We start from the raw sequence: 25,549 nt of genomic DNA, 5'->3' as shown, positions 1-25,549 counted from the left end.
ACCTTCGGATCTGCTGCTTCGGGGTCACTCAACAGTACGGCCGCGGCGTCCTCGGGACACCGCGGCCGACCTGCACCACAGGGGGTACTACTTCTTCAGGGCGTCCATCGCGCGCTGCGTGACGTCCGCGACCTCGCCCAGGGCCGGGATGGTCACCAGCAGGCCCTGCGCCTTGTAGTAGTCGATGATCGGCTCGGTCTGCGTGTGGTAGACCTCCAGCCGCGTCCGCACCGTGGCCTCGGAGTCGTCGTCGCGCTGGTACAGCTCGCCGCCGCACTTGTCGCAGACGCCCTCGGTCTTCGGCGCCGCGTACACGACGTGGAAGACGTGCGCGGAGTCGTTGCGGCAGATCCGGCGGCCGGCGATGCGCTTGACCACCTCGTCCTCCTCGACCTCCAGGTCGAGGACGGCGTCCAGCTTCATGCCCGCGGCCTGGAGCATGACGTCCAGCGCCTCGGCCTGCGAGACGTTGCGCGGGAACCCGTCGAGCAGGAAGCCCTTCTCGGCGTCCGGCTGCTCCATGCGGTCCTTGGCCATGCCGATGGTGATCTCGTCGGGGACGAGGTCGCCGGCGTCCATGAACGCCTTGGCACGGCGGCCCAGCTCGGTGTTCTGGCTGATGTTGGCCCGGAACAGGTCGCCCGTGGAAATGTGCGGGATCGACAGGTTCTTCGCAAGGAACGCGGCCTGCGTTCCCTTGCCCGCACCGGGCGGTCCGACGAGGACGATACGCATCAGCGGAGGAACCCTTCGTAATTGCGCTGCTGGAGCTGGCTCTCGATCTGCTTCACGGTTTCCAGACCCACACCCACGATGATGAGGATGCTCGTCCCGCCGAACGGGAAGTTCTGGTTCGCTCCGAAGCCGGCCAACGCCATCGTCGGCACTAGAGCGATCAGACCCAGGTACAGCGACCCCGGCCAGGTGATCCGGTTGAGCACGTAGCTCAGGTATTCGGCGGTGGGTCGACCGGCGCGGATACCCGGGATGAACCCACCATACTTCTTCATGTTGTCTGCAACTTCCTCGGGGTTGAACGAAATCGCCACGTAGAAGAAGGCGAAGAAGACGATCAGGAGGAAGTAGGTGGCGATGTAGTACGGGTGGTCGCCCGTGACGAAGTGCTTTTGGATCCAAACCGCCCAGTCTGCGGTGGATCCGCTGAACTGCACGACGAGCGCCGGGATGTAGAGCAGCGACGAGGCGAAGATGACCGGAATCACACCGGCCTGGTTCACCTTGAGCGGGATGTAGGTCGAGGTGCCGCCGTACGCGCGCCGGCCGATCATGCGCTTCGCGTACTGCACCGGGATGCGGCGCTGCGCCTGCTCGACGAAGACCACCAGGGCCACCATCGCGAGGCCCACCAGGATCACCACGCCGAACTCGACCCAGCCGTCGGCGATCTTGCCCTGGAGCTTGATCTGCCACAGCGCACCGATGAAGCCGGCGGCGATCGAGATGAACATCAGGATGGACATGCCGTTGCCGATGCCGCGGTCGGTGACGAGCTCACCGAGCCACATGACGAGGCAGGTGCCCGCGGTCATGGTGACGACCATGACGATGGTCGTGAAGACGGAGCGGTCGGGGACGATCTGCGAGGCGACCGGGCAGCCCTGGAAGAGGGCGCCCGTGCGGGCGGTGGCGACGAGGCCGGTGCCCTGGAGGATGGCGAGGGCGACCGTCAGGTAGCGCGTGTACTGCGTGATCTTGGCAGTACCGGCCTGGCCCTCCTTCTTCAGGGTCTCCAGCTTCGGGATGACCACGGTCAGCAGCTGCAGGATGATGCTCGCCGTGATGTACGGCATGATCCCGAGCGCGAAGATCGTGATCTGCAGCAGCGCACCGCCGCTGAACATGTTGACGAGACCGAAGAGCCCGTTGCTGCTCCCGGCCTGGTCGACGCAGATCTGGACGTTCTTGTAGCTCACGCCGGGTACCGGGATGTGGGACCCGAGCCGGAACAGCACGATGATGCCGAGCGTGAAGAGCAGCTTCTTGCGCAGGTCGGGCGTCTTGAACGCCCGGGCGAACGCGGTGAGCACGGTGCCTCCTGCGACCCCCGCGCTACTGCGTCAGAGGTGACGGTCTGAGGTTCGACGAATACGTACAAGCAAAGGTGCAGGCCACCTTACCGGCGACTGCGCCCCCCGTGGAACGACCAACCGGGGATGCCCCATATGTGAGGCATCCCCGGTCGGGTTTCTAGCTGTGTGTCACGTGGTCGTCTGGATCAGACGAGCTCGGTGACGGTGCCGCCGGCGGCGGCGATCTTCTCCTTGGCGGAGGCGGAAACGGCGTCCACCGAAACCGTCAGCGCCACGGAGATCTCGCCCTGGCCCAGGACCTTGACGAGCTGGTTCTTGCGAACCGCACCCTTGGCGACCAGGTCGGCCACCGTGACCTCGCCACCCTGCGGGTAAAGCGCGGCCAGCTTGTCCAGGTTCACGACCTGGAACTCGGTGCGGAACGGGTTCTTGAAGCCCTTCAGCTTCGGCAGGCGCATGTGGAGGGGCATCTGCCCACCCTCGAAGCGCTGCGGAACCTGGTAGCGGGCCTTCGTACCCTTGGTACCACGACCTGCCGTCTTACCCTTCGACGCCTCACCACGACCCACACGGGTCTTGGCGGTCTTGGCGCCCGGGGCGGGACGGAGGTTGTGGGCCTTGAGCGGGCTGCTTTCAGCCATGATCAGTCAACCTCCTCAACCGTCACGAGGTGGCGGACGGTGTGCACCATGCCGCGGAACTCGGGGCGGTCCTCCTTGACGACCACGTCGTTCAGGCGCTTGAGCCCGAGCGAACGCAGGGTGTCGCGGTGGTTCTGCTTGCTGCCGATGTACGACTTCGTCTGCGTGATCTTGAGGCGGGCCATCACACACCCGCCCCAGCACGCGCACGGAGCAGAGCCGCGGGGGCGACGTCCTCGAGCGGCAGACCGCGGCGGGCCGCGATCTCCTCGGGACGCTGCAGGCCCTTGAGGGCCTCCACGGTCGCGTGCACGATGTTGATCGCGTTGTCGGAGCCGAGCGACTTCGACAGGATGTCGTGAACGCCGGCGCACTCCAGAACGGCGCGCACCGGGCCACCGGCGATAACACCGGTACCGGGGGAAGCAGGCTTCAGCAGGACGACGCCCGCGGCCTTCTCGCCCTGAACCGGGTGCGGGATGGTGCCCTGGATGCGGGGGACGCGGAAGAAGTTCTTCTTCGCCTCCTCGACACCCTTGGCGATGGCCGCGGGAACTTCCTTGGCCTTGCCGTAACCGACACCCACGGTGCCGTCACCGTCGCCCACCACGACCAGCGCGGTGAAGCTGAAGCGACGACCACCCTTCACAACCTTGGCGACACGGTTGATCGCGACAACGCGCTCAACGTAAGCGGTCTTCTCGGCGGCAGCGCCACCGTCGCGACCCTTCCGGTCCCGCCGCTCGCCGCCACCGGCACCGCTGCCGCGGCGCTGGGGTCCAGCCATTGGATTACCTCTCTCTGTTACGTCCGTGAGTCCCGGAACCGGGGCTTAGAACTTCAGCCCGGCTTCGCGGGCGGCGTCAGCCAGAGCGGCAATGCGCCCGGCGTACCTGTTGCCACCGCGGTCGAACACGACGGCCTCGACACCGGCGGCCTTGGCGCGCTCGGCGACCAGGAGGCCGACCTGCTTGGCCTGCGCGGACTTGTCACCCTCGCCGCCGCGGACCGACGCGTCCAGGTGCGACGCCGACGCAAGGGTGTGACCCTTGAGGTCGTCGATGACCTGGGCGGTGATACCGCGGTTCGAGCGGGTCACGACGAGGCGCGGACGCTCCGCCGTACCCGAGATGCTCTTGCGGATGCGGATGTGGCGGCGCGCCTTCGCAGCGCGCTTGTAAGCGTCGCCCTTGGCGATCTTCACACCGTATGCCATGGCTTTACTTACCAGCCTTTCCGACCTTGCGGCGGATGACCTCGCCCGCGTACTTGACGCCCTTGGCCTTGTACGGGTCGGGCTTCCGCAGCTTGCGGATGTTGGCGGCGACCTCGCCGACCTTCTGCTTGTCGATGCCCTCGACCGAGAACTTGGTCGGCGACTCGACCTTGAAGGAGATGCCCTCGGGGGCCTCCACCAGGATCGGGTGGCTGTAGCCGAGCTGGAACTCCAGGGCGGAGCCCTTCGCGGCCACGCGGTAACCGACACCGCTGATCTCGAGCGCCTTGGTGTATCCCTGGGTCACACCGGTGATCATGTTGGCCACCAGCGTGCGGGACAGGCCGTGGAGGGCCTTGTTCTGACGCTCGTCGTTCGGACGGGTGACGTTCAGAACGCCGTCCTCGCCCTTAACGATCTCGATGGGGGCGGCAACGGTGTGGGAGAGGAGACCCTTGGGGCCCTTCACCGCGACCGTGCGGCCATCGATGGTGACGTCCACGCCGGCGGGAACCGGGATGGGGAGCTTGCCGATACGAGACATAGCTTTTCCTCCGTTCCCGACTACCAGACGTAGGCGAGGACTTCCCCACCCACGCCCTTCTTCTGCGCCTGCTGGCCGGTCAGGAGACCGTGGGACGTGGAGATGATCGCCACGCCCAGGCCGCCGAGGACCTTCGGCAGGTTGGTGGACTTCGCGTAGACACGCAGACCCGGCTTCGAGATTCGCTTGATGCCGGCGATCGAGCGCTCGCGGTTCGGACCGAACTTCAGCTCGAGGACGAGGTTCTTGCCGACCTCGGCGTCCTCGACCTTCCAGCCGGTGATGAAACCCTCCTGCTTGAGGATTTCCGCGATGTGCGACTTGATCTTGCTGTGCGGCATCACGACGGAGTCGTGGTACGCCGAGTTAGCGTTACGCAGACGAGTGAGCATGTCTGCGATCGGGTCAGTCATGGTCATGAATCGGCCTTCGGCCTCTCTCGCCGGGGTTTCCTGTATGCGCCATCCCTCTCCCCACACAGGGGCGGGACGGGTGCGGCGCGGGGACCTACGGCGTAGTAAGTCGACGGGCGGCGGACGCCCAACCCCACTAGCCTACGCCATGGGGCTGGGCACTCCGCCGGCCCAGATGCTTACCGAGAGCTTCCGGAACCCTCAACACCCAAGGGGTGAAGGGATTACCAGGAGCTCTTGGTCACGCCCGGCAGCTCGCCACGGTGAGCCATCTCACGGAGGCACACGCGGCACAGGCCGAACTTGCGGTACACGGAGTGGGGACGGCCGCAGCGCTGGCAGCGCGTGTACGCACGCACACCGAACTTGGGCTTGCGGGCAGCCTTCGCGATGAGAGCCTTCTTCGCCATCTCGCTTACGCCTCCTTGAACGGGAAGCCGAGGTGACGGAGGAGCGCGCGGCCCTCAGCGTCGTTGGTCGCCGTGGTCACCACGGTGATGTCCATACCCCGGACGCGGTCGATCTTGTCCTGGTCGATCTCGTGGAACATGACCTGCTCCGTGAGACCGAAGGTGTAGTTGCCACGGCCGTCGAACTGCTTCGGGGACAGGCCGCGGAAGTCGCGGATGCGCGGCAGCGCGAGCGACAGGGTGCGGTCCAGGAACTCCCACATGCGGTCGCCACGGAGGGTGACGTGGGCACCGATCGGCTGACCCTCGCGCAGCTTGAACTGCGCGATGGACTTGCGGGCCTTGGTGACGGCCGGCTTCTGACCGGTGATCGTGGTGAGGTCGCGGATGGCGCCGTCGATCAGCTTCGAGTCACGGGCGGCGTCGCCGACACCCATGTTCACGACGATCTTGACGAGGCCGGGGATCTGCATGACGTTCTCGTACTGGAACTCGTCACGCAGCTTGCCCGCGATCTCCTCGCGGTACTTCGTCTTCAGACGCGGAGTGGTAGCCATCAGATGTCCTCACCCGTGCGCTTGGCAACGCGGATCTTGTTGCCCTCGTCGTCGAAGCGGTAACCGACGCGGGTGACGACCTTCTTGCCGTCCTTCTCCACGACCAGCTGGACGTTGGACACGTGGACGGGGGCCTCGGTGATCACGATGCCGCCGGCCTGGTTCTGCCCAGCCTTGGTGTGCTTCTTGACCCGGTTGACACCCTCGACGAGGACGCGGTTCTCGGCGGGGAAGGCCGCGACGACCTTGCCCTGCTTGCCCTTGTCCTTGCCGGTGATGACCTGGACCAGGTCGCCCTTCTTGATCTTCATGCTTACAGCACCTCCGGCGCGAGCGAGATGATCTTCATGAACTTCTTCTCGCGCAGCTCACGGCCGACGGGGCCGAAGATACGGGTGCCGCGAGGGTCGCCGTCGTTCTTCAGAATGACGGCGGCGTTCTCGTCGAAGCGGATGTACGAGCCGTCCTGGCGGCGGCGCTCCTTGACGGTGCGAACGATGACCGCCTTGACGACGTCACCCTTCTTCACGTTGCCACCGGGGATCGCGTCCTTGACGGTGGCGACGATGACGTCACCGATGCCCGCGTAGCGGCGACCGGAGCCACCGAGAACACGGATGCAAAGGATCTCCTTGGCACCAGTGTTGTCGGCGACACGCAGTCGCGACTCCTGCTGGATCACGTCTATCTCCTGATTGTCTGCCGGTTCCCGGCGGGGGCCTCACTGCGAGGCGGGCCCCCACCGAGCCTGGCGGAACGAACCTGAGGGAAGTCCCCTCAGGTGATTACTTGGCCTTCTCGAGGATCTCGACGATGCGCCAGCGCTTGCTCGCCGACAGCGGACGCGTCTCCATGATGAGGACACGGTCGCCGACACCGGCAGCGTTCTGCTCGTCGTGGGCCTTGAGCTTGTTCGTACGGCGGATGACCTTGCCGTACAGCGCGTGCTTGACGCGGTCCTCAACGGCGACGACGACGGTCTTGTCCATCTTGTCGCTGACGACCAGGCCCTCACGGGTCTTGCGGAAGCCGCGCTCGGTCTTCTCAGTCACGTTCTTCTCGCTCATCAGGCGTTCTCCACCGTCTCGATGCCGAGCTCGCGCTCGTGCATCAGGGTGTAGATCCGGGCGATGTCCTTGCGGACGGCCTTGAGCCGGCCGTTGTTCTCCAGCTGGCCAGTGGCCGCCTGGAAACGGAGCTTGAACAGCTCTTCCTTGGCCTCACGCAGCTTGGCGACGAGCTCCTCGTTGCCCAGCTCGCGCAGTTCCGACGCCTTGGTACCGGCCGCCATCACGACTCACCTGCCTCGCGCTTGACGATCCGGCACTTCATCGGCAGCTTGTGGGCCGCACGAGTCAGAGCCTCACGCGCAATCTTCTCGTTCGGGTAGGACAGCTCGAACATGACCCGGCCCGGGTGCACGTTCGCGATCCACCACTCCGGGGAACCCTTACCGGAACCCATGCGGGTCTCGGCGGGCTTCTTCGTGAGCGGACGGTCCGGGTAGATGTTGATCCAGACCTTGCCGCCACGCTTGATGTGGCGGGTCATCGCGATACGCGCGGCCTCGATCTGGCGGTTGGTCACGTACGCCGGGGTCAGCGCCTGGATGCCGTACTCGCCGAATGCGACCTCAGTGCCACCCTTCGAGACGCCTCCGCGCTTGGGGTGGTGCTGCTTGCGGTGCTTGACCCTACGAGGGATCAGCATGTCGGTCAGGCCTCCGTTCCGGTGCTCTCGGCCGGAGCGGCGGCAGCGGCCTCGGCCTTGGGGGCCTCGGCAGCGGCAGCCTGCTGCGGCTTGCGGCCACCACGGCCGCCGCGCTCGCCACCGCGGCCACCACGGCCGGCGGGACGGTCGCCAGCGCCGGCACCGCGGGCCGGGCGGTTACCCGCGCGGGCCGCAGCGTTCTCGGCGCGAACCTCGGCGATGTTCTTGACGTCGCCCTTGTAGATCCACACCTTCACGCCGATACGGCCGAAGGTGGTCTTGGCCTCGAAGAAGCCGTAGTCCACGTTCGCGCGCAGCGTGTGCAGCGGCACACGACCCTCGCGGTAGAACTCGGACCGGGACATCTCGGCACCGCCGAGACGGCCGCCACACTGGATCTTGATGCCCTTGGCGCCGGCCTTCATGGTGCCCTGCATGCTCTTGCGCATGGCACGGCGGAAGGAGACGCGGGAGGACAGCTGCTCGGCAACGGCCTGGGCAACCAGCTGGGCGTCGAGCTCGGGGTTCTTGACCTCGAGGATGTTCAGCTGGACCTGCTTGCCGGTGAGCTTCTCGAGGTCGCCGCGGATGCGGTCGGCCTCGGCGCCGCGGCGGCCGATGACGATGCCCGGACGAGCGGTGTGGATGTCCACACGCACGCGGTCACGGGTGCGCTCGATCTCGACCTTGGAGATGCCGGCGCGCTCCATGCCGGACGTCATCATCCGACGGATGGCGACGTCTTCCTTGACGTAGTCCTTGTACAGCTTGTCGGCGTACCAGCGCGACTTGAAGTCGGTGGTGATGCCGAGCCGGAACCCGTGCGGGTTTACCTTCTGGCCCATTACCGGGTTCCTTCCTTGCTGCTGACGACCACGGTGATGTGGCTGGTCCGCTTGCGGATCCGGTAGGCACGGCCCTGGGCGCGCGGACGGAACCGCTTCAGGGTCGGGCCTTCGTCAACGAACGCCTCGCTGATGAACAGCGAGGAGGCGTCCGTGTGGTTGTAGTTGTGCGCGGCGTTGGCAATGGCGCTGTCCAGCACCTTGCCGACCGGCACGCTCGCGGCCTGCGGGGCGAAACGCAGGACCGCCTGAGCCTCCGTGGCATCCATGCCACGGATGAGGTCCACCACGCGGCGGGCCTTCATGGGCGTGACGCGGATGTACCGCGCCTGGGCCCTGGCTTCCATGGTTGTCCCTTCGGTGTAAGTCATAGTCGTTCCCACCCCGCTTCTAGCGGCGCTTCGACTTCCGGTCTTCCTTGACGTGGCCGCGGAAGGTGCGAGTCGGCGAGAACTCGCCGAGCTTGTGGCCGACCATGGACTCGGTGACGAACACCGGGACGTGCGTCTTGCCGTTGTGCACCGCGATCGTGTGACCCAGCATGCTGGGGATGATCATCGAGCGACGGGACCAGGTCTTGATGACGTTCTTGGTACCGGCTTCGTTCTGGGCGTCCACCTTCTTCAGGAGGTGGCCGTCAACGAAGGGTCCCTTCTTGAGACTGCGCGGCATCTAAACCCGCTCCTAGCGCTTCTTGTTCGTCTTGCGGCGGCGGACGATGTACTTGTTCGAGGCCTTCTTAGGCGAACGAGTACGACCCTCCTTCTGACCCCACGGGCTGACCGGGTGGCGACCACCGGAGGTCTTGCCCTCACCACCACCGTGCGGGTGGTCAACCGGGTTCATCGCGACACCGCGGACGGTCGGGCGGACGCCCTTCCAGCGCATGCGGCCGGCCTTGCCCCAGTTGATGTTCGACTGCTCGGCGTTGCCGACCTCGCCGACCGTGGCGCGGCAGCGGGCGTCGACGAGACGGATCTCACCGGACGGCATGCGGAGGTGGGCCATGGTGCCCTCCTTCGCAAGCAGCTGCACGGAGGCACCCGCGGAGCGGGCGAACTTCGCACCGCCGCCGGGACGCAGCTCGATGGCGTGGATGGTCGTACCGACCGGGATGTTGCGCAGCGCCAGGTTGTTGCCGGGCTTGATGTCGGCCGTCGGGCCGTTCTCGATCCGGTCGCCCTGCTGGAGGCCGCGCGGCGCGATGATGTAGCGCTTCTCGCCGTCGGCGTAGTGCAGCAGCGCGATGCGCGCGGTGCGGTTGGGGTCGTACTCGATGTGCGCGACCTTGGCCGGCACGCCGTCCTTGTCGTGACGACGGAAGTCGATCACGCGGTAGGCGCGCTTGTGGCCACCGCCCTGGTGGCGAACGGTCACACGACCGGTGTTGTTACGGCCGCCCTTGCTGTGCAGGGGGCGGACCAGCGACTTCTCCGGCGTGGACCGCGTGATCTCGACAAAGTCGGCGACGCTGGAGCCACGACGGCCCGGGGTCGTCGGCTTGTACTTGCGGATACCCATTTCTCAGTCCTCGTCCGATTCCGGACGACTCAGGACTCCGTTAGGAGGCCTGGCCGCCGAAGATGTCGATACGGTCGCCCTCAGCGAGGGTCACGATGGCGCGCTTGGTGTTGGCACGCTTGCCGAAACCGGTGCGGGTGCGCTTGCGCTTGCCCTGGCGGTTGATCGTGTTGACCCCGGTGACCTTGACCGAGAAGACCGCCTCGACGGCCTGCTTGATCTGGGTCTTGTTGGCGCCGGGCGCGACGATGAACGTGTACTTGTTCTCGTCCAGCAGCGCGTAGCTCTTCTCCGAGACAACCGGCTTGATCAGCAGGTCGCGCGGGTCAGTGAAGGTCTTGCTGGTAACGGTCGCCTCGGACATCAGGCGTCGCTCCCTTCGGTCTCATCGGCCTTGGGGCCAGACACGAAGGACTCCAGCGCGGCCTGGGTGAAGACCACGTCGTCGGAGACGATCACGTCGTACGTGTTCAGCTGGCCCGGCTCCAGGATGTGCACCTGGGGCAGGTTGCGGGCGGACAGCCACGCGGCCTCGTCGGCACGCTCGACGACCAGGAGCAGGTTCTTGCGCTCCGTGATCTTGCCGAACAGCGTCTTCGCGGCCTTGGTGGAGACGGCACCCTCGACCACGCCGGTGACGACGTGGATGCGGGAGTGGCGCGCACGGTCCGAGAGGGCACCGCGGAGGGCGGCGGCCTTCATCTTCTTCGGGGTCCGCTGCGAGTAGTCACGCGGCACGGGGCCGTGGACGACGCCACCGCCGGCGAACTGCGGAGCGCGGGTCGAACCCTGACGGGCGCGGCCGGTGCCCTTCTGGCGGTACGGCTTCTTGCCGCCACCACGGACTTCACCGCGGGTCTTGGTCTTGTGCGTGCCCTGACGGGCCGCGGCCAGCTGCGCGACGACGACCTGGTGGATCAGCGGAACGCTGGTCTTCGCGTCGAAGATCTCCGCGGGGAGCTCGACGGTACCGGCCTTGTCGCCTGCCGGCGAAAGGATGTCAATGGTGCTCATTACCTCAAGCCCCCTTGGCCGCGGTACGGACCAGGACGAGGCCGCCGTTCGGACCGGGGACCGCGCCCTTGATGAGGAGCAGACCCTTCTCCGCGTCCACCGCGTGGATGGTCAGGTTCTGGGTGGTGACGCGCTCGTTGCCCATACGACCAGCCATGCGCACGCCCTTGAAGACGCGCCCAGGGGTGGCGCAGCCACCGATCGAACCGGGGGAGCGGTGCTTGCGCTGCACACCGTGACCGGCGCCGAGGCCCCGGAAGTTGTGGCGCTTCATGACACCGGCGAAGCCCTTGCCCTTGCTGTTGCCCGTGACGTCAACCTTGACGCCGGACTCGAACACGGCCGCGGTGATCTCCTGGCCGAGCGTGTACTCGGCGGCGTCGGAGGTGCGGAGCTCCACCAGGTGGCGGCGGGGGGTGACGTCGGCCTTGGCGAAGTGGCCCTTGAGGGGCTTGTTCACCTTGCGCGGGTCGATCTCGCCGAAGGCGATCTGGACCGACTCGTAGCCGTCGGTGTCGTTGGTACGGACCTGGGTGACGACGCAGGGGCCGGCCTTGACGACGGTGACCGGGACGACACGGTTGTTCTCGTCCCAGACCTGGGTCATGCCGAGCTTCTCGCCCAGGACGCCCTTGATCTGCTTTGCCATCTTCTCGACGCCTCTCAGAGCTTGATCTCGATGTCGACGCCGGCCGGAAGGTCCAGGCGCATCAGCGAGTCAACGGTCTTGGGCGTCGGGTCGAGGATGTCGATCAGGCGCTTGTGCGTGCGCATCTCGAAGTGCTCGCGCGAGTCCTTGTACTTGTGCGGCGACTTGATGACGCAGTACACGTTCTTCTCAGTGGGCAGCGGCACCGGGCCCGCGACCGACGCACCAGTGCGGGTCACCGTCTCGACGATCTTCTTCGCCGAGGAGTCGATGACCTCGTGGTCGTAGGCCTTGAGCCGGATGCGGATCTTCTGTCCCGCCATGGCTACTCCGTAGTCCTGTCTCTTGTGGAAACGCTCTGGCCCTCGGCCGGCTGTGGATCCCTCCACCGCTCCTCTCCGACCCCCGCGGTCGGGCGTGTCGCACTCCCTCTGAGAAAATTCCCATACGGAAATTCCCTGTCCAAGGGGGTGCGGTCCCAGGACCGCGATTCGGGGGAGGAACACCCGCCGAGCGCCTGGCCGGCACCGTGCTGACGCTTCCCGGAAGATTCCCGTACTTCCGCCCCATTGCTGCCCCGGGGGGCAGATAAAGGCGACGAGTACCGTGGGACTCGCTTCCGGTCCTCCCGGCGGGAGGCGCGCAGCATCGACACTCAGCCGAGCAACTTGAGTAGTCTGCCATACGAGGTGCACACCTGGCCAATCGGGCCGAAGAGAATACCCCGCGACCCCGAGCGGTCAAACAGCGCCACGCGGCGGCCGCTCCCGGCCGGCCCGGAGGGCCGCGTACGGCGGCGCGCACGGCGGCGGGGGCCTCCCGGAACATCTCCGGAAGGCCCCCGCCGCACCGTTTCCGCGCGGGATCGTTTCCTCAGATCACTGGGCGAAGTAGCCCGTGATGTCGGCGATCAGGTCGACGCGGCCCGAGTTGTTGTAGAAGTTCACCTTGCCGTCCACGACCGGCACCACCACGAGGTTCGGGATGGTGAGGCCGGCGGTGAAGTTCAGGTTCGACGCGCTCGTACGGGTCGTGCCGCTCGGGTAGACCGACACGAAGCTGGAGTCCGTCGGGTTGGTCGCGGTCACGTTCAGCACCACCGCGGTCACGCCGGTCGCCGGGACGCCCTGGACGCCGGCCACCGGGAGGGTGACGGTGCCGCCGGGGCCCACCTGGGCCTTGGGGACACCGAGGCCTTCGCGGGTGTCCATCAGCCGCTTCGGGCCGATGTTGAAGTGGGACGAGCCCGCGGAGCCCTCCGCGAAGTAGCCGGTGATGTCGGCGATCAGGTCGACGCGGCCGGAGTTGTTGTAGAAGTTCACCTTGCCGTCCACGACGGGGACGACCACCAGGTTGGGGATCGTCTGGCCGGCGGTGAAGTTCAGGTTCGACGCGCTCGTACGGGTCGTGCCGCTCGGGTAGACCGACACGAAGCTGGAGTCCGTCGGGTTGGTCGCGGTCACGTTCAGCACCACCGCGGTCACGCCGCTGGCCGGGACGCCCTGGACGCCCGCCACCGGGAGGGTGACCACGGCGCCGCCGGCGACCGGCGCCTTCGGCACGCCGAGGCCCTCACGGGTGTCCATCAGCCGCTTCGGGCCGATGTTGACGTGCGAGGAGCCCGTGGAGCCCGCCGTGAAGTAGCCCGTGATGTCCGCGATCAGGTCGACGCGGCCCTGGTTGTTGTAGAAGTTCACCTTGCCGTCGACCACCGGCACCACCACCAGGTTGGGGATGGTCCGGCCGGCGGTGAAGTTCAGGTTGGAGGCGCTCGTGCGCGTCATGCCGTTCGGGTAGACGGAGACGAAGCTCGCCTCGGTCGGGTTCGTCGCCGTCACGTTCAGCACGACGGACGTGACGCCCGTGGCCGGGACGCCCTGGACGCCCGCGACGGGCAGGGTGACCGTGCCGCCCGGTCCCACCTGGGCCTTCGGCACGCCGAGGCCCTCGCGGGTGTCCATCAGCCGCTTCGGGGCGACCGGCACGAACGTGGCGGGGGCGGCCTCGGCGAGGACGCTCACCGGCAGCGAGGTGGACACGGCGCCGTTCACCGCGGTGGCCCGGACCTCGACCTGGTGGCTGCCGTCGGGCAGCATCGCGCCGGCGGAGCGCGCGCTGCCCGGCACCGTCGCGACCGGGGAGCCGTCGACCAGCAGCTCGAACTTCGCCAGCCGGTCGCTCGGCGTGCTGGTGCTCCACTCCAGGGCGAGCGCCCCGGTGGTCTGGTGGACGGTGCCCGGCTGGACGGGCTTGCCGTTCAGGGTGGTCGCCTTCAGCTGCGCGGCGGGGCCGGCGGCGCGGACCGCGTCGAGCTGCGCGTACAGCCGGTCGCCCGGGCACTGCGTGTTGAAGCCGTCCCGGTGCCCGGAGACCGACTTGAACGGGTAGGCCTGGCCGGCGGTGAAGGACTTGCCGGAGAAGTTGACCTGCGTGGCACCCGCGGTCAGCGTGGTGGTGCCGTTCATGTCGCCGTCGTACTGGCCGTGCTTGTACGCGGCGATCCGGGCGATCGCCGACTGGGCGGCCGGGGTGATGCCGTTGGAGGTGTAGTCGCCGAGGACGGCGATGCCCGCCGACTCGGAGTTCCAGCCGTAGGTGTGCGCGCCGAGGACGGGCTGGTCGACGCCGCCCTGCCGGCCCTCGAAGATCGTGCCGCACTTGTCGACGAGGAAGTTGTAGCCGAGGTCGCGCCAGCCGTTCGTCTTCACGTGGTAGACGTGGATGCCCTGGACGATCGCGGCCGACTGCGAGCAGTCGTACGGCTGGGCGTCGGCGGTGTGGTGGACGAACACGGCCTTGACCCTGCCCTCGGGCAGGTAGATCGGGCCCTCGTTGTTGAGGGACTCGTCGGCGCCCCACTCCAGCCGCGAGACCACGGCCGGCTTCGGGGCGGTCGACGGCGGGCCCGGCTCCGCGGTGGTGGCGGCGAAGGCCGCCGGGTCGGCGTCCAGGGTGCCGCTGCGCCGGGCGGCGCCGGCCTTGCCGCCCGGGTCGACCAGGGTGAGCTCCATGCCGGCGGGGATCGCACCGCCCTTGACGCGGACCTCGGCGCCGTCGGAGGCGCCGACCCACACGGGCTCGGTCGCGCCCTTCGCGCCGGGGCGCGGCCCGTCCATGCCGGGCTTGAGGGGCTCCAGCTCGATCCAGCGCGACCACGTGCCCGTACGGGCGTCGCGGGCGCGGGCCTCGATGGTGCCCTTGACCTCGGCGGCCGGGTCCGTCCAGGAAACGCCGAGGAGGCCGAACGGCTCGGTGTCCTGCCGGGCGAGACCGGCCTCGCCGGCGCCCTTGGCCTTCAGCGCGAGCCGGTGCACCTCGCTCGCGACCGGTCCGCGGGCCTTCGTCTTGCTGCTGTAGGCCGTCGATCTGCCTGTGCCTGCGTCGGCCCCCGGTTCGGCGCCCGCGGTGGCCTGGACGCCCAGGACCGCGGCCGCGCCGAGCACGGCGGCCAGAGCCGTCCCCCGTACACGATTCAGCTTCACGTTGTTGTTCCCACCCCTTGGGTACGTACCGCTTGTTGAAGACATGACTATTGCGGCGGATGCTACTGGTCGGCTCCGACAGCCCCGCGCGCGGGGTCGGGAGGCCTCGTGCGGGCCCCGTGCGGGACGAGCGAAGGCCCCCGGCCCGCCGCGCGCACGCGGTCGGTCCGGGGGCCCTGGCAGCCGTCCGGCAGCGGCTACTTCTTCGCGGACTCGGCCTTCTTGGCGGCCTCCGCCTTCTCGGCGGCCTCGGCCTTCCTGACGGCTTCGGCGAGCTGCGCCATCCGCTCCCGGTCGATGTCGGTCCGCGAGCGGACGCCCTTGGGCGCCCTGTGCCCGCAGACGGAGGGCCATTCGTCGGCCGTGATGCCCGCGCACCAGATGAAGTCCTGGATGGGGGCGGGCTTCCAGTCCCGCTTGTGGATGTCCTCGCACTCCCCCTTGACGGGCGAGTAGCGCGGGCAGGTGCCGTCGCGCTCCTTCAGGGTGTGCGCCCGGTAGGCGTCGATGCCCATCTGGTCGACGTCCTCCGAGGGCATGTAGCGGTTGACCGACCAGGAGGCGCCCATCGCCGCGAACAGGGCGGTCACGCAGATCATGCCGGCGGCGAGCTGGCGCACCACCCGCTGCGGGATCACCCGGCCCGCGGCCGGGCCGCCGGCCGCGGCGGTCCGCGGGCGCAGCGTCCGCTCGATCCAGCCGGAGCCGCGGCCGACGGCGGCCATCATGCCGAGCACGGCCAGGATCATCAGGCAGTACATGATGATCCAGGTGGTGCGGGGGTAGAGCTGGACGGCCTTCTCGTGGGCCATCTGCGAGGCGAACCAGAAGCGGGCGAACCAGGCGCCCGCGAGGACCGCCGCCGCCGTGCGGACCATGATGCTCCGCAGCCCCAGGCCGAGACCGAGGCCCACGGCGAACAGCAGGAGCAGGGCGAAGCCGCTCTGCCCGGCCATCTCGCCGGCGACCGGCCAGGTCTGGTAGGTCAGCGTCCCGGAGCGGTCCGAGACCCAGCCGAGGACGTAGCCGGGGTCGGCGTACACGGAGAGGAAGGCGTACCGGTCGGGGTTCTCCGCGCCCAGCCGCACCATCTGGTACAGCAGCGGCGAGGCGACGACCCCGGCCACGGCCACGGTGGACCCCACGAACAGGCCGGCCTTGCGGGCGGCCCCGCCGCCGCGGCGCCACGGGAAGAGGAACGGCGCGAGGACGGCGATGCCGGGGGCGGCCCACACGTACCAGCCGGAGTACCACAGGAACAGCGCGCCGAAGACGAGCCCGGAGCCGGCCCCGCGCAGCACCAGCTGCCGGGTGGTGCGCCCCTCGGGCCGGCGCATGTGCCGCAGCCAGTACCCCAGCAGCGGCAGCAGCACGATCATGACGACGTGGCTGTAGGGGCGGATCGGGTCGAGGAACAGCACGGCCGCCGGCACGGCGATGAGCAGCGCCCAGAAGGGGCGCAGCAGGGTCCGCCAGGCCAGGTACGCCATCGGGCCGGCGACCGCGGTGAAGAAGATCTGCAGGTCGTGCAGGGCGAACCCGGTCTCGCCGCGGCCGTGGTAGCGGATCTTGGCCCAGAGGGCCATCAGGGCCGGGAAGGCGGGCGGGTAGATGCCCGACATCCCCTCGCGGTGCAGGAACGAGTTGGCCATGTCGATCAGGACGCCGGGGTCGCCGTCCTGCCCGCCGAGCGGGTGGGGCGTGCCGCGCAGGGCGACGACGACGCCGCCGGCGATGACGCCTGTGGCCAGGCCCGCCAGCGCCGCGCACACCAGGCGCTTGGCCAGGGCATGCCGCCGGGCCGAGCCGCGGTAGGCGGTGTAGAGGAGGAGGGCGAGGAGCGGCAGGCCGAGGACGGCCGCGTACTTCTGGAGCGCGGCCAGGCCGCTGACCTGTCCGAGGCGGACGATCGGGTTCACCACGATGTGCCGGCTCAGCAGCACGTAGCCGAGGGCGGCCGCCAGGCTGACCACGGCTTCGGCGAGGGCGCGCACCCAGCGGCGCGAGAACCACACCCGCAGGCGCCCGGCGGCCGCCGCGGCCGGGCCGCCCCCCTTCCTCGTGCTGGTTCCGGTGCCGCCGCGCGTGGCACCGGGCTCTCCGATGGCCTCGGGGGCCAGGTGTGTCATGTCCGTCCAATCCGGATGCGGGTGGAACCGCGCGGCGGGGCCGGGGGGGCCGCGGTCTGGGGTGTGCGGGGTGTCAGTCGGCTCGCTGTCCGGCCGTGAACGCGTGCCGCGCGAGCGTACGCAGGCCATCGCGGTTTCCGCGGCGCAGCGCGCCCGGCAGCATCGTGATCGCGTGCAGGCGGGAGGCGCTGCGGAAGCGGGCCGCCTTGGCGGCCTTGTGCCAGCCGCGGGCGTCCATGCGCGCGGCCACGGCGGAGAAGTACCGCTCGGCCTCGGTGAAGCGGGTGCCGGAGAAGGCCTGGACGGAGGACTCGCTGACGGCGTGGCGGCGGTAGCGGAAGACGGTCGTCGACTCGTCGATGACCATGTCCTCGCCGGCCTCCAGGAGGTCGACGACGAGCGCCAGGTCCTGGATGACGCTGTACTCGTCCCGGAAGTTGATCTTCCGGAGGGCGTCGCCGCGCCAGCAGATCGACGGGAAGTACAGCCAGTTGCCGCGCAGCACGCTGGTGGCGAGCTCCTCGCCGCCCATCACGCGCCGGCCGTCGACCTGCGGGGCGTACAGGCGCCGCTTGGCCTGGTCGGCCAGTCCGTGGGCGGGCCTGCCCTCGCCGTCGATGACCTCGACGCCGGGCTGGACCATGCCGATGCCCGAGTGCTCCGCGAGGATGCCGCGGACGGTCTCCAGGTAGTGGGGGTGCAGCAGGTCGTCGCAGCCCATGATGACGACGTGGTCGGCCTCGGAGAGGTAGACGCACTTCTGGAAGTTCTTGGTGATGCCGAGGTTCTGCTCGTTGCGCAGGTAGGTGACGCGGCGGTCGCCGAGCGACTCGAACCAGCCCGGGACGTCCGGCTCCTTGCCGTCGTCGATGACGACGAGGCGGAAGTCGGGGTCCGTCTGGGCCAGGACGCTGCGGACGGCGTCCTGCATCAGCTGCACGTCCCCGTAGTAGGGGAGCATGAAGTCGAACGTCGCCACGGTGTCAGGCCTTCACCTTCGCGGAGCCGGAGTCGGCGCCCTCCTCGGGCTTGCCGAGGCGCTCGTCGTTGTGGCGGGCGCCCTCGTTGAGCGCGACCGTCCGGGCCAGGTCGGTGATCTTCTTCTCCAGCGAGCGGAAGCGCAGGAAGGTGTTGAGCGTCAGGAAGCCCATCGCCAGCACCATCACGTACAGCACGAGGTCGGTGCCGCGGCCGACGCCGAGCTTGTGGGCGAGCCACGTGACGTCCGTCGGGCGCAGCACCGCGTAGACGTTGACGACGACGAACACGGAGAACGCGATGCGCTTCCACGCCCGGTTCTTGGCCTGGCCCCAGGTCCGTATGAAGACCAGGGCCATCGACAGCGAGCCCGCGATGAGGAGCAGCTGAATCCAGAAGTACTTCATCAGCGGTCACGCTCCCGCATGGTGATGTCGAAGACGATGTTCACGCCGTTGATCAGGGACTGGCCCTTGGCGCGCGAGTACTCGGTGTAGAGGATGTCCACGGGGACCTCGGCGACGCGCAGGTCGGACGCGGCGAGGAAGCCGACGATCTCCGACGCGTGCGCCATGCCGTTCATGGTGATGTTCAGCTGCTCGGCGGCCTTGCGGCTCAGCACGCGCAGGCCGTTGTGCGCGTCCGTCAGCTTCAGCTTGCGGGCCGTCGGGCTGACGGCGGCGGCGGTGCGCAGCACGACCCGCTTGATCCACGGCACCTGGCCGTTCTGCTCGATGAAGCGGGAGCCGAGGACGACGTCCGCCTCGTCGCGGCGCAGGACCTCGACCATCTTCTCGACGTCGGCGGTCTGGTGCTGGCCGTCGGCGTCGAAGGTGGCGAAGTAGCGGGCGCCGGGCTGGGCCAGGGCGTACTTCAGGCCGGTCTGGAGGGCGGCGCCCTGGCCGAGGTTGACCGGGTGGCGCACCAGGTGGGCGCCGGTGGTGGCGATGTGCTCGGCGGAGTCGTCGGTGCTGCCGTCGTCGACGACGACGATGTGGGGGAACGTCTTGCGCGCATCCTCGACGACCCCGGCGATCACCTGGCCCTCGTTATAGGCCGGTATGACCAGCCAGACATCGTCGTATTGGGACACGGTAGCTCCAGCGGAAAGTGGCACGTTCGCGTGCGCGTTGATCGGTGGGACGTCGCGGGCCGGCATGGTCACTCCCCGACCGCCCCGGCGCCCAGCGGGCTTGCGGCGCCCTCGTGCCCGGGCCCCCCGGTTGCGCCCGGAGCCCCGGGGAACCTCAGCCTCAGCACGGCCAGCATACCGAGCACGGTCGCCAGGGAGCCGAGGGCGTAGGCCAGGATGACGCGCAGGGCGACGTCGCCCGGCGCGAAGGTGACGCCCACGAGGACGGCGGTGCCGACGGCCCAGCACAGCAGCTGCAGGTGGTGCCGCTTGAAGACCATCAGCGCCTGGCCGAGCACCATCGCGAACATGTACGCCACGGTGCCGGCGGACAGCAGGAAGAAGTGGAGGCAGCCCAGGACGGGGCGGGCCCCGAAGAGGACCTCGATCAGCCAGGGGCCGAGCGCCGTCGCGGGGATGCCGCCGGCCAGGCCGAGCATGCCGACGACGACGGCGATCCGGCGCAGCATCGCCGAGAACGCCGCCCGGTCGCCGGCGGTGAACGCGGAGGTGAGCCCGCCCAGCAGCGAGGCCTGCAGCGAGCCGAAGACGAACAGCGGCACGCGGGCCAGGACGAGGGCGTTGAGCAGGGCGGCGATCAGCACGCTGTCGGTCGGGGCGAGCAGCTTGGTGCTCATCACCGCGGCGTTGACGACGACCTGTGACAGCAGCGTCGAGACGACCAGCAGGCCCAGACCGCCCGTCAGCTCCCGCCAGGAGACGGCGCCGCCGGGCCCGGCGGCGCGCAGCAGCGGCGGCAGCGTGGCGAGCACGGCGGCGACGGGCGCCAGGGCGAGGACGAGGCTGAAGGCGAGCGCGGAGTCCAGCCCGAGCGCCGCGCAGCCGAAGGCGAGGAGGATCCGCAGGCCGCCGTCGAGGCCGAGTTGGAGCCCGTACGCGCCGAACCGGCCGAGCCCGGCGAGCACGCCGCGGGTCAGGTAGCAGACGGCCATGCCGGTGAAGGCGCCGCCGAGCGCGGCGACCAGGCCGCGGTCGCCCTGGAAGAGGAGGTCGGCGATCGGGCCTGCGCCGAGGGTGAGGACGAGCAGGGTCGCGCCGAGCATCGCCGCGGTCATCAGGGTGGCCCGGCGCAGCACGGGTGCGGCGCCCTGGCCGAGGACCACGCGGGCGGCGACGATCCGGGTGAGCTCCTGCTCGACGGGGAAGAACACGCCGATGCCGACGGACATCACGATCGTCCACAGGACGGAGACGTTCGCCATGGCCTCGGTGGAGAGGCTGTGCCCGGCCACGCCCAGGTGGACGTACGAGGCCGCGCCCAGCACGACGGTGCCGCCGGCCACCGCGACGGTGCCCGGCGGCAGCGCCGCGGTTGCCTTGCCCAGCAGGGCCTTCATCCCGTACTGCCCTCGCGGGCCCCGGCGGCGAGCCGGGTGAACTCGGGCGTGCCCAGCGCCTCGGCGAGCTGCTCGCGCCAGTCGGCGAGCGGGGCCAGGCCGGCCCCGGCCCAGCGGTCGTGGCCGAGGACGCTGAACGCGGGGCGCGCCGCGGGGCGGACGAAGGCCGCGGAGGTGGTGGGGCGGATCCGCTCCGGGTCGAGGCCGGCGAGCCGGTAGGCCTCGCGGGCCAGTCCGAACCAGGTGGTGCGGCCGCTCGCGGTGCCGTGGTAGACGCCGGCCGGGGCGCGGCCCGCGAGGGCGGCGAGGCCCAGCTCGACGAGCCGGTGGGCGAGCGCGCGGGACCAGGTGGGCTGGCCGTGCTGGTCGTCGACGACGTCGAGGGTGTCGCGCTGGGCGGCGAGCTTCAGCATGGTGGCGACGAAGTTCGGCCCGTGCTCGCCGTACAGCCAGGCGGTGCGGACGGTGTAGCCGTCCTGCGGGAGCAGTTCGGCGACGGCGCGCTCGCCCGCGAGCTTGCTGCGGCCGTACGCGTTGAGCGGGCCGGTCTCGGCGTCCTCGGCGTACGGCTCGCAGGCGTCGCCGGGGAGCACGTAGTCCGTGGAGACGTGCAGCAGGCGCGCGCCGGCGTCGGCGCAGGCGGCGGCGAGGACGCGGACGCCGGTGCCGTTGACGGCGGTGGCGGCGTCCTCGGCGGTCTCCGCGCCGTCGACGTCGGTCCAGGCGGCGCAGTTGACGACGACGGAGGCGCCCTCGACGGCGGCCCGGACGGCGGCGGCGTCGGTGACGTCGAGGTCGGCTCGGCGCAGGCCGGCCGCCTCGATCCCGGCGTCCTCCAGTACGGCGAGGAGGTCCCGGCCGAGCATGCCGGCGGCGCCGGTGACGACCCAGCGTCCGGCGGCGGACGGCACGGCGGGGGTGGCGGAGGCGGTCACTTCTGCAGCGCTGCCTTGTCCTTCAGCGGCTCCCACCAGGCGCGGTTCTCGCGGTACCAGGCGATGGTCTGCGCGATGCCGTCCTCGAAGCGGACCTGCGGCTCGTAGCCCAGCTCGGCGTTGATCTTGCTGATGTCGATGGAGTAGCGCAGGTCGTGGCCCTTGCGGTCCTCGACGTGCTCGACCATGTCCCAGCCCAGGCCCGCGGCCTCCAGCAGGACGCCGGTGAGCTCCTTGTTGGTGAGCTCGGTGCCGCCGCCGATGTTGTAGACCTCGCCGCCGCGGCCCTTGCGCATCGCCAGGTCGATGCCGCGGCAGTGGTCGGAGACGTGCAGCCAGTCGCGGACGTTGCCGCCGTTGCCGTACAGCGGGACCTTCCGGCCGTCCATCAGGTTGGTGACGAACAGCGGGATGACCTTCTCCGGGAACTGGTAGTGCCCGTAGTTGTTGGAGCAGCGGGTCACCACGACGTCCATGCCGTGCGTGCGCGCGTACGCCAGCGCCAGCAGGTCGGAGGAGGCCTTGGAGGCGGAGTACGGGGAGTTGGGGACCAGCGGCCACTCCTCGGTCCAGGAGCCCTCGCTGATGGAGCCGTAGACCTCGTCGGTGGAGATGTGCACGAAGCGGCCGACGCCGTGCTTCCGCGCGGAGTCCAGCAGCACCTGGGTGCCGACGACGTTGGTCATGACGAACGGGCCGGCGCCGGCGATGGAGCGGTCGACGTGCGACTCGGCGGCGAAGTGCACCACGACGTCGTGGCCGGGCATCACCGCGTCGACGGCCTCGGCGTCGCAGATGTCGCCCTTGACGAACTTGTAACCGGGGTGGTCCGCGACCGGCGCGAGGTTGGCTTCGACTCCGGAGTAGGTCAGCTTGTCGAAGACCGTGATCTGGGCCGATGCATCCGCACCGAGCTGCTGGCGAACAAATTCTGAACCGATGAAGCCGGCGCCGCCGGTCACGAGGATGCGCATAGTACGAAGAGTCTAGCCGCTTGTCCTACCACCCCACCGGCCCGGAGCGCCTCACTCCGCTTCCTCTCGCATAGGGTTGTGCCCATGCGTGGAATTCTCTTGGCCGGTGGAACCGGATCCCGACTCTGGCCGCTGACCCGGGCAGTCTCGAAGCAGCTGCTCCCCGTCTTCGACAAGCCGATGATCTACTATCCGCTCTCCACCCTGGTCATGGCCGGAATCAGTGAGATTCTCGTCATCACCACGCCGGAGGACCGGGCGCAGTTCGAGCGGTTGCTCGGCGACGGCTCCCAGTTCGGCCTGCGGCTGGAGTACGCGGTCCAGGAGCGCCCCGAGGGCATCGCCCAGGCCTTCGTCCTCGGCGCCGACTTCATCGGCGACGAGTCCGTCGCCCTCATCCTCGGCGACAACATCTTCCACGGCAGCGGCCTCGGCACCCGCCTCGCCGAGCACACCGGCGCCAAGGGCGGCCGCGTCTTCGCCTACCCCGTCGCCGACCCGACGGCGTACGGCGTCGTCGAGTTCGACGAGAAGGGCCAGGCCATCTCCATCGAGGAGAAGCCCGCCAAGCCCAAGTCCCGCTACGCCGTGCCCGGCCTGTACTTCTACGACAACCGCGTCGTGGAGATAGCCAGGGGCCTGGAGCCCAGCGCCCGCGGCGAGTTGGAGATCACCGCCGTCAACGACGCCTACCTCCAGGCCGGCGAGCTCAACGTCACCATCCTCGACCGCGGCACCGCCTGGCTGGACACCGGCACCTTCGTCTCCATGGTCCAGGCCTCCGAGTTCGTCCGCGTCATCGAGGAGCGCCAGGGCTTCAAGATCGGATGCATCGAGGAGGCCGCCTGGCGCGCAGGCCTCATCGACGACGCGCAGCTGCGCACGCTGGCCGAACCCCTGCTCAAGAGCGGCTACGGGCAGTACCTGCTGAACCTGCTCGACGAGGAGGCGGCCAAGTGAAGTTCCGCGAACTCTCCCTCGACGGCGTCTTCGAGGTCACCCCGCAGCTGCACGGCGACCCGCGCGGCCTGTTCACCGAGTGGTACCGCTTCGACAGGCTGGCCGAACTCGTCGGCCACCCGCTGAAGCTGGCCCAGGCCAACCTCTCGGTCTCCTCCCGCGGCGTCGTCCGCGGCATCCACTTCGCCGACGTGCCGCCCGGCCAGGCGAAGTACGTGACGTGCGTGCGCGGCGCCGTGCTGGACGTCATCGTCGACCTCCGGGTCGGCTCGCCGACCTTCGGCCGCTGGGAGGGCGTCCGCCTCGACGACACGGACCGCCGTGCGGTCTACATCCCCGAGGGCATGGGCCACGGCTTCTGCGCCCTCACCGACGACGCCACGCTGTCGTACCTGTGCTCCGAGACCTACAACCCGACCGGCGAGCACTCGGTGCACCCGCTCGACCCGGACCTGGGCATCGACTGGCCGGCCGAGGTCCCGCTGCTGTCCGCGCGCGACGAGGCCGCGCCGTCGCTGGCGCAGGCCGTCGAGACGGGCCTGCTGCCCGACTACGCCGCCTGCAAGGCGTTCACCGAGTCGCTGCGCACGGCCTGACGCCCGCCGCACCGCACGCACAGAGGGCCGCACCCCGCCGGGGGTGCGGCCCTCTTCCGTACGCGCCCCGGGCGGCGGTGCACCCCGCCCGGGAAACAGCCAGGGCCCCTCCCCCGCCGCCGGAGCGACAGGGAAGGGGCCCTGGATGTCAGACACGGAGCCCGCTCGCGCGGACTACCAGGTCAGAACGTGAAATTACTTCACGATCTTGGTGACCTGGCCGGCGCCCACGGTGCGACCACCCTCACGGATGGCGAACTTCAGGCCCTCCTCCATGGCGACCGGCTGGATCAGCTGGACGGACATCTCGGTGTTGTCGCCCGGCATGACCATCTCGGTGCCCTGCGGCAGGGTCACAACGCCCGTCACGTCCGTGGTACGGAAGTAGAACTGCGGACGGTAGTTGTTGAAGAACGGCGTGTGGCGGCCACCCTCGTCCTTGGACAGGATGTAGGCCTGCGCCTCGAACTCGGTGTGCGGGGTGACCGAGCCCGGCTTGATGATGACCTGGCCGCGCTCGACGTCCTCGCGCTTGATGCCGCGGAGCAGCAGACCGACGTTCTCACCGGCCTGGCCCTCGTCGAGCAGCTTGCGGAACATCTCGATGCCGGTGACCGTGGTGGTGGTCTTCTCCGGGCGGATGCCGATGATGTCGACGGTCTCGTTGACCTTCAGGACACCGCGCTCGATACGGCCGGTGACGACCGTACCGCGACCGGTGATGGTGAAGACGTCCTCGACCGGCATCAGGAACGGCTTGTCGGTGTCGCGCGGCGGGGTCGGGATCGACTCGTCGACGGCAGCCATCAGGCCGAGGAGCTTCTCGCCCCACTCCTTGTCGCCCTCGAGCGCCTTCAGCGCCGAGACGCGGACGACCGGGAGCTCGTCGCCCGGGAACTCGTACTCGGAGAGGAGCTCGCGCACCTCGAGCTCGACGAGCTCCAGGATCTCCTCGTCGTCCACCATGTCGGCCTTGTTCAGGGCGACGACGATGTACGGAACGCCGACCTGGCGGGCCAGGAGCACGTGCTCCTTGGTCTGCGGCATCGGGCCGTCGGTGGCGGCGACCACGAGGATGGCGCCGTCCATCTGCGCGGCACCGGTGATCATGTTCTTGATGTAGTCCGCGTGACCCGGGCAGTCGACGTGGGCGTAGTGACGCGCCTCGGTCTGGTACTCGACGTGCGCGATGGAGATGGTGATACCGCGCTGGCGCTCCTCGGGAGCCTTGTCGATCTGGTCGAAGGCCGAGGCCTCGTTCAGGTCCGGGTACGCGTCGTGCAGCACCTTGGTAATGGCGGCCGTGAGGGTCGTCTTACCGTGGTCAATGTGACCGATGGTGCCGATGTTGACGTGCGGCTTAGTCCGCTCGAACTTCGCCTTCGCCACGGGGGTCCTCCTGGAGAGTGGTTCTGTACGCCTTACTCATCGGCG

Annotated in this window: 34 protein-coding genes; 2 read left to right on the top strand and 32 right to left on the bottom strand. The window is 69.1% G+C overall.

Annotated features, from left to right (window positions below; genetic code table 11):
• Positions 1-87: 87 nt before the first annotated feature.
• The 31 genes from IE170_RS04775 to rfbB form a co-directional block, all read right to left on the bottom strand.
• Positions 88-735, bottom strand: coding sequence for an adenylate kinase (locus IE170_RS04775; protein WP_125540839.1), 648 nt, complete (start codon positions 733-735; stop codon positions 88-90).
• Positions 735-2,048, bottom strand: coding sequence for a preprotein translocase subunit SecY (secY, locus tag IE170_RS04770; protein WP_189808024.1), 1,314 nt, complete (start codon positions 2,046-2,048; stop codon positions 735-737). The genes IE170_RS04775 and secY overlap by 1 nt, the downstream gene beginning before the upstream one ends.
• 188 nt (positions 2,049-2,236) lie before the next feature.
• Positions 2,237-2,692: a 50S ribosomal protein L15 gene (gene rplO / locus IE170_RS04765; RefSeq protein WP_114053747.1), complete on the bottom strand. Its 456-nt coding sequence runs from the start codon at positions 2,690-2,692 to the stop codon at positions 2,237-2,239.
• Positions 2,693-2,694: 2 nt separating this feature from the next.
• Positions 2,695-2,877: a 50S ribosomal protein L30 gene (gene rpmD / locus IE170_RS04760; RefSeq protein WP_005313525.1), complete on the bottom strand. Its 183-nt coding sequence runs from the start codon at positions 2,875-2,877 to the stop codon at positions 2,695-2,697.
• Positions 2,877-3,479 (bottom strand): 30S ribosomal protein S5, encoded by a 603-nt coding sequence (rpsE, locus tag IE170_RS04755; RefSeq protein ID WP_179173317.1) that lies wholly within the window; start codon positions 3,477-3,479, stop codon positions 2,877-2,879. The genes rpmD and rpsE overlap by 1 nt, the downstream gene beginning before the upstream one ends.
• Before the next feature lie 45 nt (positions 3,480-3,524).
• Positions 3,525-3,908 carry a 50S ribosomal protein L18 gene (gene rplR, locus IE170_RS04750; RefSeq protein WP_114053745.1) on the bottom strand — a complete coding sequence of 128 codons (384 nt, stop codon included), beginning with the start codon at positions 3,906-3,908 and terminating at the stop codon, positions 3,525-3,527.
• Between the two features lie 4 nt (positions 3,909-3,912).
• On the bottom strand, positions 3,913-4,452 hold the full coding sequence (gene rplF / locus IE170_RS04745) for a 50S ribosomal protein L6 (protein WP_114053744.1): 540 nt from the start codon (positions 4,450-4,452) through the stop codon (positions 3,913-3,915).
• A gap of 20 nt (positions 4,453-4,472) precedes the next feature.
• Positions 4,473-4,871, bottom strand: a complete 399-nt coding sequence (gene rpsH / locus IE170_RS04740; RefSeq protein WP_042812335.1) for a 30S ribosomal protein S8 — start codon at positions 4,869-4,871, stop codon at positions 4,473-4,475.
• 218 nt (positions 4,872-5,089) lie between these two features.
• Positions 5,090-5,275 (bottom strand): type Z 30S ribosomal protein S14, encoded by a 186-nt coding sequence (locus IE170_RS04735; RefSeq protein WP_003956452.1) that lies wholly within the window; start codon positions 5,273-5,275, stop codon positions 5,090-5,092.
• A 5-nt stretch (positions 5,276-5,280) separates the two neighbouring features.
• Positions 5,281-5,832: a 50S ribosomal protein L5 gene (gene rplE / locus IE170_RS04730; RefSeq protein ID WP_189808023.1), complete on the bottom strand. Its 552-nt coding sequence runs from the start codon at positions 5,830-5,832 to the stop codon at positions 5,281-5,283.
• On the bottom strand, positions 5,832-6,143 hold the full coding sequence (rplX, locus tag IE170_RS04725) for a 50S ribosomal protein L24 (protein ID WP_114053742.1): 312 nt from the start codon (positions 6,141-6,143) through the stop codon (positions 5,832-5,834). The genes rplE and rplX overlap by 1 nt, the downstream gene beginning before the upstream one ends.
• Before the next feature lie 2 nt (positions 6,144-6,145).
• Entirely contained in the window at positions 6,146-6,514 is a 369-nt protein-coding gene (gene rplN / locus IE170_RS04720; protein ID WP_003956455.1) for a 50S ribosomal protein L14, read from the bottom strand.
• Between the two features lie 103 nt (positions 6,515-6,617).
• Complete coding sequence (gene rpsQ, locus IE170_RS04715; RefSeq protein WP_079429300.1) at positions 6,618-6,899, bottom strand: 30S ribosomal protein S17; 282 nt, start codon at positions 6,897-6,899, stop codon at positions 6,618-6,620.
• Complete coding sequence (gene rpmC, locus IE170_RS04710) at positions 6,899-7,123, bottom strand: 50S ribosomal protein L29 (RefSeq protein ID WP_125540842.1); 225 nt, start codon at positions 7,121-7,123, stop codon at positions 6,899-6,901. Before rpmC ends, rpsQ begins: the two co-directional genes overlap by 1 nt.
• Positions 7,123-7,542, bottom strand: a complete 420-nt coding sequence (rplP, locus tag IE170_RS04705; protein ID WP_125540843.1) for a 50S ribosomal protein L16 — start codon at positions 7,540-7,542, stop codon at positions 7,123-7,125. Before rplP ends, rpmC begins: the two co-directional genes overlap by 1 nt.
• Positions 7,543-7,547: 5 nt before the next feature.
• Positions 7,548-8,387, bottom strand: coding sequence for a 30S ribosomal protein S3 (rpsC, locus tag IE170_RS04700; protein ID WP_114053739.1), 840 nt, complete (start codon positions 8,385-8,387; stop codon positions 7,548-7,550).
• Positions 8,387-8,734, bottom strand: a complete 348-nt coding sequence (gene rplV, locus IE170_RS04695) for a 50S ribosomal protein L22 (RefSeq protein ID WP_030201575.1) — start codon at positions 8,732-8,734, stop codon at positions 8,387-8,389. The genes rpsC and rplV overlap by 1 nt, the downstream gene beginning before the upstream one ends.
• A gap of 43 nt (positions 8,735-8,777) precedes the next feature.
• Positions 8,778-9,059, bottom strand: a complete 282-nt coding sequence (gene rpsS, locus IE170_RS04690) for a 30S ribosomal protein S19 (RefSeq protein ID WP_114053738.1) — start codon at positions 9,057-9,059, stop codon at positions 8,778-8,780.
• Positions 9,060-9,071: 12 nt separating this feature from the next.
• A complete protein-coding gene (gene rplB, locus IE170_RS04685) occupies positions 9,072-9,908 on the bottom strand; it encodes a 50S ribosomal protein L2 (RefSeq protein WP_114053737.1) in 837 nt (278 codons plus the stop codon).
• Between the two features lie 40 nt (positions 9,909-9,948).
• Positions 9,949-10,272, bottom strand: a complete 324-nt coding sequence (gene rplW / locus IE170_RS04680; RefSeq protein ID WP_114053736.1) for a 50S ribosomal protein L23 — start codon at positions 10,270-10,272, stop codon at positions 9,949-9,951.
• Positions 10,272-10,922, bottom strand: coding sequence for a 50S ribosomal protein L4 (rplD, locus tag IE170_RS04675; protein WP_125540845.1), 651 nt, complete (start codon positions 10,920-10,922; stop codon positions 10,272-10,274). Before rplD ends, rplW begins: the two co-directional genes overlap by 1 nt.
• A 4-nt stretch (positions 10,923-10,926) precedes the next feature.
• The gene (gene rplC, locus IE170_RS04670; RefSeq protein ID WP_114053734.1) at positions 10,927-11,571 is read right to left on the bottom strand and encodes a 50S ribosomal protein L3; all 645 of its coding nucleotides are present in this window, start codon (positions 11,569-11,571) and stop codon (positions 10,927-10,929) included.
• Between the two features lie 14 nt (positions 11,572-11,585).
• The gene (gene rpsJ, locus IE170_RS04665; RefSeq protein WP_003948644.1) at positions 11,586-11,894 is read right to left on the bottom strand and encodes a 30S ribosomal protein S10; all 309 of its coding nucleotides are present in this window, start codon (positions 11,892-11,894) and stop codon (positions 11,586-11,588) included.
• A gap of 555 nt (positions 11,895-12,449) precedes the next feature.
• Complete coding sequence (locus IE170_RS04660) at positions 12,450-15,053, bottom strand: peptidoglycan recognition protein family protein (RefSeq protein WP_189808022.1); 2,604 nt, start codon at positions 15,051-15,053, stop codon at positions 12,450-12,452.
• Positions 15,054-15,250: 197 nt separating this feature from the next.
• Complete coding sequence (locus IE170_RS04655; protein WP_189808021.1) at positions 15,251-17,182, bottom strand: hypothetical protein; 1,932 nt, start codon at positions 17,180-17,182, stop codon at positions 15,251-15,253.
• A gap of 73 nt (positions 17,183-17,255) precedes the next feature.
• Complete coding sequence (locus tag IE170_RS04650) at positions 17,256-18,161, bottom strand: glycosyltransferase family 2 protein (protein WP_189808020.1); 906 nt, start codon at positions 18,159-18,161, stop codon at positions 17,256-17,258.
• 4 nt (positions 18,162-18,165) lie between these two features.
• Positions 18,166-18,567 (bottom strand): DUF2304 domain-containing protein, encoded by a 402-nt coding sequence (locus tag IE170_RS04645; protein WP_189808019.1) that lies wholly within the window; start codon positions 18,565-18,567, stop codon positions 18,166-18,168.
• Positions 18,567-19,253 (bottom strand): glycosyltransferase family 2 protein, encoded by a 687-nt coding sequence (locus IE170_RS04640; RefSeq protein WP_229884592.1) that lies wholly within the window; start codon positions 19,251-19,253, stop codon positions 18,567-18,569. The genes IE170_RS04645 and IE170_RS04640 overlap by 1 nt, the downstream gene beginning before the upstream one ends.
• Positions 19,254-19,321: 68 nt before the next feature.
• A complete protein-coding gene (locus IE170_RS04635; RefSeq protein WP_189808017.1) occupies positions 19,322-20,650 on the bottom strand; it encodes a lipopolysaccharide biosynthesis protein in 1,329 nt (442 codons plus the stop codon).
• On the bottom strand, positions 20,647-21,516 hold the full coding sequence (gene rfbD / locus IE170_RS04630; protein ID WP_189808213.1) for a dTDP-4-dehydrorhamnose reductase: 870 nt from the start codon (positions 21,514-21,516) through the stop codon (positions 20,647-20,649). Before rfbD ends, IE170_RS04635 begins: the two co-directional genes overlap by 4 nt.
• Positions 21,517-21,581: 65 nt before the next feature.
• Positions 21,582-22,559, bottom strand: a complete 978-nt coding sequence (gene rfbB, locus IE170_RS04625) for a dTDP-glucose 4,6-dehydratase (RefSeq protein WP_189808016.1) — start codon at positions 22,557-22,559, stop codon at positions 21,582-21,584.
• A gap of 84 nt (positions 22,560-22,643) precedes the next feature.
• Between rfbB and rfbA the strand changes: the two genes are divergently transcribed.
• Together rfbA and rfbC are read left to right on the top strand one after the other, a co-directional pair.
• Entirely contained in the window at positions 22,644-23,519 is an 876-nt protein-coding gene (gene rfbA / locus IE170_RS04620) for a glucose-1-phosphate thymidylyltransferase RfbA (RefSeq protein WP_125540851.1), read from the top strand.
• Positions 23,516-24,115 carry a dTDP-4-dehydrorhamnose 3,5-epimerase gene (gene rfbC, locus IE170_RS04615; protein WP_189808015.1) on the top strand — a complete coding sequence of 200 codons (600 nt, stop codon included), beginning with the start codon at positions 23,516-23,518 and terminating at the stop codon, positions 24,113-24,115. The genes rfbA and rfbC overlap by 4 nt, the downstream gene beginning before the upstream one ends.
• Positions 24,116-24,310: 195 nt before the next feature.
• Here the strand turns inward: rfbC and tuf are convergent, their stop codons facing one another.
• Positions 24,311-25,504 (bottom strand): elongation factor Tu, encoded by a 1,194-nt coding sequence (gene tuf / locus IE170_RS04610; protein WP_114053726.1) that lies wholly within the window; start codon positions 25,502-25,504, stop codon positions 24,311-24,313.
• Positions 25,505-25,549 lie beyond the last annotated feature (45 nt).

The organism is Streptomyces toxytricini, from assembly GCF_014649915.1.
GTDB lineage: Bacteria > Actinomycetota > Actinomycetes > Streptomycetales > Streptomycetaceae > Streptomyces > Streptomyces toxytricini.
The sequence above is the reverse complement of the archived record's forward strand: the minus strand, read 5'-3'. Positions and strand labels throughout refer to the sequence as shown.